This window comes from Micromonospora tarensis (genome assembly GCF_016803395.1).
GTDB lineage: Bacteria > Actinomycetota > Actinomycetes > Mycobacteriales > Micromonosporaceae > Micromonospora > Micromonospora tarensis.
Genome location: NZ_JAEVHL010000355.1, coordinates 1 through 4,790, shown reverse-complemented (window position 1 = coordinate 4,790; position 4,790 = coordinate 1). Strand labels below are relative to the sequence as shown.

3 protein-coding genes and 3 pseudogenes are annotated in these 4,790 nt (G+C 72.7%); 2 read left to right on the top strand and 4 right to left on the bottom strand.

The features are described 5' to 3' along the window. The 4 genes and pseudogenes from JM949_RS38210 to JM949_RS33580 all read right to left on the bottom strand — a co-directional run. Positions 1-197: pseudogene (locus tag JM949_RS38210) on the bottom strand (2-oxoglutarate dehydrogenase E1 subunit family protein); the annotation flags it as partial. Between the two features lie 253 nt (positions 198-450). Beyond that, positions 451-1,263, bottom strand: coding sequence for an ABC transporter permease (locus tag JM949_RS33590; RefSeq protein WP_203152062.1), 813 nt, complete (start codon positions 1,261-1,263; stop codon positions 451-453). Then, a complete protein-coding gene (locus JM949_RS33585) occupies positions 1,260-2,195 on the bottom strand; it encodes an ABC transporter ATP-binding protein (RefSeq protein WP_203152061.1) in 936 nt (311 codons plus the stop codon). The genes JM949_RS33590 and JM949_RS33585 overlap by 4 nt, the downstream gene beginning before the upstream one ends. 139 nt (positions 2,196-2,334) lie before the next feature. After that, a pseudogene (locus JM949_RS33580) lies at positions 2,335-2,980 on the bottom strand (hypothetical protein). Between the two features lie 151 nt (positions 2,981-3,131). Between JM949_RS33580 and JM949_RS33575 the strand changes: the two are divergent. Beyond that, a complete protein-coding gene (locus JM949_RS33575; protein WP_203152060.1) occupies positions 3,132-3,920 on the top strand; it encodes a GNAT family N-acetyltransferase in 789 nt (262 codons plus the stop codon). Further along, positions 3,917-4,790: pseudogene (locus tag JM949_RS33570) on the top strand (lysophospholipid acyltransferase family protein); the annotation flags it as partial. The gene JM949_RS33575 and the pseudogene JM949_RS33570, both read left to right, overlap by 4 nt.

Here is a 4,790-nt window from a genome sequence, read left to right as displayed (position 1 = left end):
GGCCGGCTTGGCTGACGGCTCGGCGCCGCGCGGGGTGGCCGCTCCGGGCGCCGGCCGGTAGTCGGCAGAAGAAGTCGTGCCAGGCCGAATCGACGCTCGACGTCGGCGAGGTAGCGCTGGTACATCTCCTCGACGACCCACTCGTTCGGGCCGAAACCCGCTAGTGGGTTATCCTGCGAAGTCTGCTGGGTCGACACGGCCGGTAATCGCCTCTTTCACGCGGGTTTGTGTGGCACGCGGTGCGTCCGTCGCGCCCCGATAGGAGCGCAGACTGGACGGCTCCAGGCTACGCCGTACCGATACCGCAGGCATTTCCGCCTCGTTCCCGTGGCCGGTTTCACAGAAGACGCCAGAAGTTCGGCAACCGCTGCGGGCCCGGCGCAGGGCTGCTAAAGGCGCGGACCCCGGAACGGCCGGCTCGTCGCCGCCGCCCCGGGGTCGCAAACGCCGTCAGGCGATGTCGCGACGCCGCGTGATGAAAACGCCGACGACTCCGCTGACCAGCGCGTAGCCGATCAGCACCAGCGCGCCGACCCACCAGGCCGGCACGAACTCCGACTGGCCCTCGGTGATCATGACCTGGGACGCCACCGCGGGCCAGACCACCTGCCACTTGAGCACCGCCTCGCTGTCGAGCAGGTTCGACAGGAGCAGGAACAGCAGACCCACCACCTGGGTACCGACCAGGTAGAGCACCGCAGCCGTGATCACCGCACCGAGCTGGTTGGTGATCAGCGTGCCGATACCCACGCCGAGGATCGTCCAGATGGCGTACGCGAGCAGGTTGAACAGCAGCGCCCGCTGCACCGGCCACTCGCCGAGCTGGGCGCCGTAGTCGTTGAGGGACAGGAAGATCGAGCCGGCGGCCAGGTCGATCACCGTGGTCGCCAACCAGAAGAAGAAGCCGAGCAGGCTCGCGGCGATGAGCTTGCCGACGATCACCGAGGTTCGCCGCGGGGTGGTGAGGAACGTCGTGGTCGCGGTCTGGTGGAAGAACTCGTTGGTGACCATCAGGATGCCGATGAGCATCACGAACATCAGCCCGAGGTACTGACCCGAGGTGTAGAGGTTCGCCGCCTGCGCCGCCGGGGTGGACTGCTCCGGGCTGGCGCCGAGATCCCCGCCGTCGCCGCCGAGGACGGTGACTGCGTACCAGGCGTTGAACGCGAACGCCAGGGCGATCGACAGGAACGCGCCGAGGGCCAGCCACCACCAGGTGCTGGTCGTGCGGATCTTGAGGAGTTCGGCTCGGACCAGGTTCATCGGATGCCCGCCTTTCCGGCCGTCAGCTCCAGGAAGACCCGTTCCAGATCGGGCCGTTCGGTGGTCAGTTCGTGCAGCTCAACCCCGGCGGCCAGGGCGGCGCGGCCGATCGTCGGGGCGTCCGCCCCGGCGACCAGCAGGGTGCCGTGCTCGTCGGTCTCGACGGTCGCCGACTGCGCCTTCAGGGCGGCGGTCAGCGCCTCGGCCTGCGGGGTACGGACCCGGACCCGGGCGCTCTGCGCCATCGAGCCGAGCACCTGGTCGACCGGGCCCTGGCGGACCAGCTGCCCGGCCGCGATGATCACCACGTCGTCCGCGAGCAGCTGCATCTCGGAGAGCAGGTGGCTGGAGACCAGCACGGTCCGGCCCTGCTGGGCGAGGTTCTTGAGGAACCCCCGCATCCACCGGATGCCCTCCGGGTCGAGCCCGTTGGCCGGCTCGTCGAGGATCAGCACGCGCGGGTCGCCGAGCATCGCGGCGGCGATACCGAGCCGCTGCTTCATGCCCAGCGAGTAACCCTTGAACTTACGCTTGGCCGCCGGGGTCAACCCGACCATGGCCAGTGCCTCGTCGGCCCGCTGCCCGGGCAGCCCGGCCGCCGCGCAGATGACCCGGAGGTGGTTGATGCCGGTGCGGCCCTTGTGCGCGCTGGAGGCCTCCAGCACCGCGCCGACGTGCCGCAGCGGATCGGTGAGGTCGGCGTACCGGTGGCCGCTGATGGTGGCCGTGCCGGCGGTCGGCGTGACCAGGTTCAGCAACATGCGCAGCGTGGTGGTCTTACCGGCGCCGTTCGGGCCGAGGAAGCCGGTCACCCGCCCCGGTGCCACGGTGAAGGACAGGTCGTTCACCGCCCGCACGTTTTTGTACTGCTTCGTCAGACCGGACACCACGATCTGACCGTCGCTGGTGGGGCTTCGCTGCCCGTCAGTCATCATTCTCCTCCCGGGTGGCGTCGAGGTACGCCGTGGCACAGCGTGACGGCCCGTGGCAACAAGGTCAATCAGGCTCGGTCCGTATGTTCGCCTCCGTCGCGGGGTGGACGCGACTCCTCCCTGCGAAGGACGACGGGGTTCAGCGGGCGATCCAGGTGGCCCGGGCGCGCCGAGCAGCGCGCCGTCCGGGCCGTACAGGCTGGTGTGCACGAGCGCCTTGCGCCCGTCGACGCGGAGCAGCGCGCCGGTCACCACGCACTCGTCGCCGGGCTCCGGTAGCGCGGCGCCACCGCGGCGATGCGCCCCAGCAGGTACGGGCGGCCCGGCGCGAGCACGGTCCACCCGCCGGGGCAGTCCAGCGCCGCCCAGACCGTGGCCGCGCAGACCCGCTCGGGCGCCCGGAACGGCGCGGCGGTCCGCCCGTCCGGCAGCCGACCGGGAAAGATCCGCAGCCCGTCGGCCCGTTGCGGCCCGCAGACGTAACAGCCGGGGAACGGATGCTCGACCAGGCCGGGGTAGCGGGCGGCGGCGGCCACCGCCGTGTCCCGCTCGACCGGGGGTACGACGGCGTCGATCGGCCCGGCCGGGTGTACCTCGGCCACCAACTCGCCGGCCGGGTCACGGACCTCGCCGTCGACCACGGTCAGCTCGATGTCCAGCGGTGGTGGCCGACGCAGCGTCACCTCGACCGGCGCTGTGCCGCCGGCAGCGGTGGCGAAGACACCCGCGCTCCAGCCGCCGTTGCCCGAGCCGGGAGGGCCGTTGTAGCGGGACTCGATGAGCATCGTCGACCTCCGGTGGGGCGCTCCGGCGCCGTCGCCGGTTCGATCCGCGAGCCTCGCACGGCCGGACTGGGACGCATCCGCCGGCCGGCGTTCATCCTGCCGACACCGGTGCTGCCCGTGGCTGGCAACCCGAGGCCCTTACACAGATCCCATGGCCGTTCTGCATGCCGCTGGCGCACCCCTGACGACCAGCGGATACACCCTGCTGATCGCCGACGACCCCACCCAGGTCGCGGCCGCGCAACGCCTGCGCCACGAGGTGTTCGCCACCGAGCTCGGCGCCACCCTCCTGCCCGGCGAGACCGGGTTGGACGTGGACCCCTTCGACGCGTACTGCGACCACCTGATCGTCCGGGAGGACAGCACCGGCGAGGTGGTCGGCACGTACCGGCTGCTGCCGCCGGGGCGCACCAACCGGCGGTACGCCGAGAACGAGTTCGACCTGCGGGCGCTCGACCCGCTCCGGGACGACCTGGTCGAGACGGGCCGGTCCTGCGTACACCCGGACCACCGCTCCGGCGCGGTGATCAACCTGATGTGGGCGGGTCTCACCCGCTACCTGCACCTGCGCGGCTCACGCTGGCTCGGCGGCTGCGCCTCGGTGCCGGTGGCCGACGGTGGGCGGACGGTCGCCGAGGTGTGGACCCAGGCGCAGAGCCGGCACCTGTCGCCGCCGCCGCTGCGGGTTCGTCCGCTGCGGCCCTGGTTCGGCGAACAGGCCCTGGCCGTCGAGCGGGTCGCCGCCCCGCTCGGCGCGGTCGACGCGAACGGGCGCGTCGCGGTGCCGCCGCTGCTGCGTGGGTACCTCCGGCTCGGTGCGTGGATCTGTGGTGAGCCGTCGTACGACAGCGACTTCGGGTGCGCCGACTTCTACGTGCTCTTCTCCCTCGACCGGATGAACCCGCGCTACCTGCGGCACTTTCTGGGCGAGGCGGCGTGACCACCGCGACGCGCGACCTGTGGCGACCCTCCTCGGGTTGCCACGACGGCTGCCTACCGGCGGCCGGTGCGGTGCCCACGGTGCCGGTGATCCGCCGGGTGCTCCGGTTGGCCGCCGCCCTCGGCGTGCTGCTGATCGGGGTCGGCCTGGTGCTGCTGCTGCCCGTGCTTCCGGCCCGGGAACGGCAGGCGGCGCTGGGCGGCTGGGCTCGGGCAACCATGCGCGCCTTCGGCGTCCGCCTGGTGGTCCGGGGTCGGCTGCCCCGGCGCCGGGCGCTGGTGGTCGCCAACCACGCCTCCTGGCTGGACATCCTCGCGGTGCTGGCGGTCGCGCCCACCCGGATGGTGGCGAAGCGGGAGATCCGCTCCTGGCCGGTGGTCGGCCTGCTGGCCGCGGCGGCGGGCACTGTCTTCGTGGACCGTTCCCGGCCGCTGGCGCTGCCGACCACCGTCGGCCGGATCGCCGACGCGCTGCGCGCCGGCCGGTCGGTGTCGGTCTTTCCGGAGGGTACGACGTGGTGCGCCGGCGCGGACGCCACCGACTGCGCCCCGGCGGGGGCTTCCGACCGGCGACGTTCCAGGCGGCCATCGACACGGGCAGCCCGGTGGTGCCGCTGCGGCTCAGCTACCGCTGCACGGCCACCGGGACGACCACCACGGCGGCGGCCTTCCTCGGCGCGGACACCCTGCTGCGGTCCGTGGCGCGGGTGGTCACGGCCCGGGGGTTGGTGGTCTCGGTGACGATCGCCGCCGCGCTGCACCCGGCCCGGGACGCCGACCGACGGCTGCTGGCCCGGGCCGCCGAGTCGGCCGTACACCTGGTGCCCGTGCCGGGCGTGGGGACGCGGGCCCGGCTGCGGCCGATGCCCAC

Bases quoted from the DNA above. Each gene is read 5' to 3' on its own strand.
- JM949_RS33590 (WP_203152062.1), bottom strand. From the start codon at position 1,263: ATGAACCTGGTCCGAGCCGAACTCCTCAAGATCCGCACGACCAGCACC.
- JM949_RS33585 (WP_203152061.1), bottom strand. From the start codon at position 2,195: ATGACTGACGGGCAGCGAAGCCCCACCAGCGACGGTCAGATCGTGGTG.
- JM949_RS33575 (WP_203152060.1), top strand. From the start codon at position 3,132: ATGGCCGTTCTGCATGCCGCTGGCGCACCCCTGACGACCAGCGGATAC.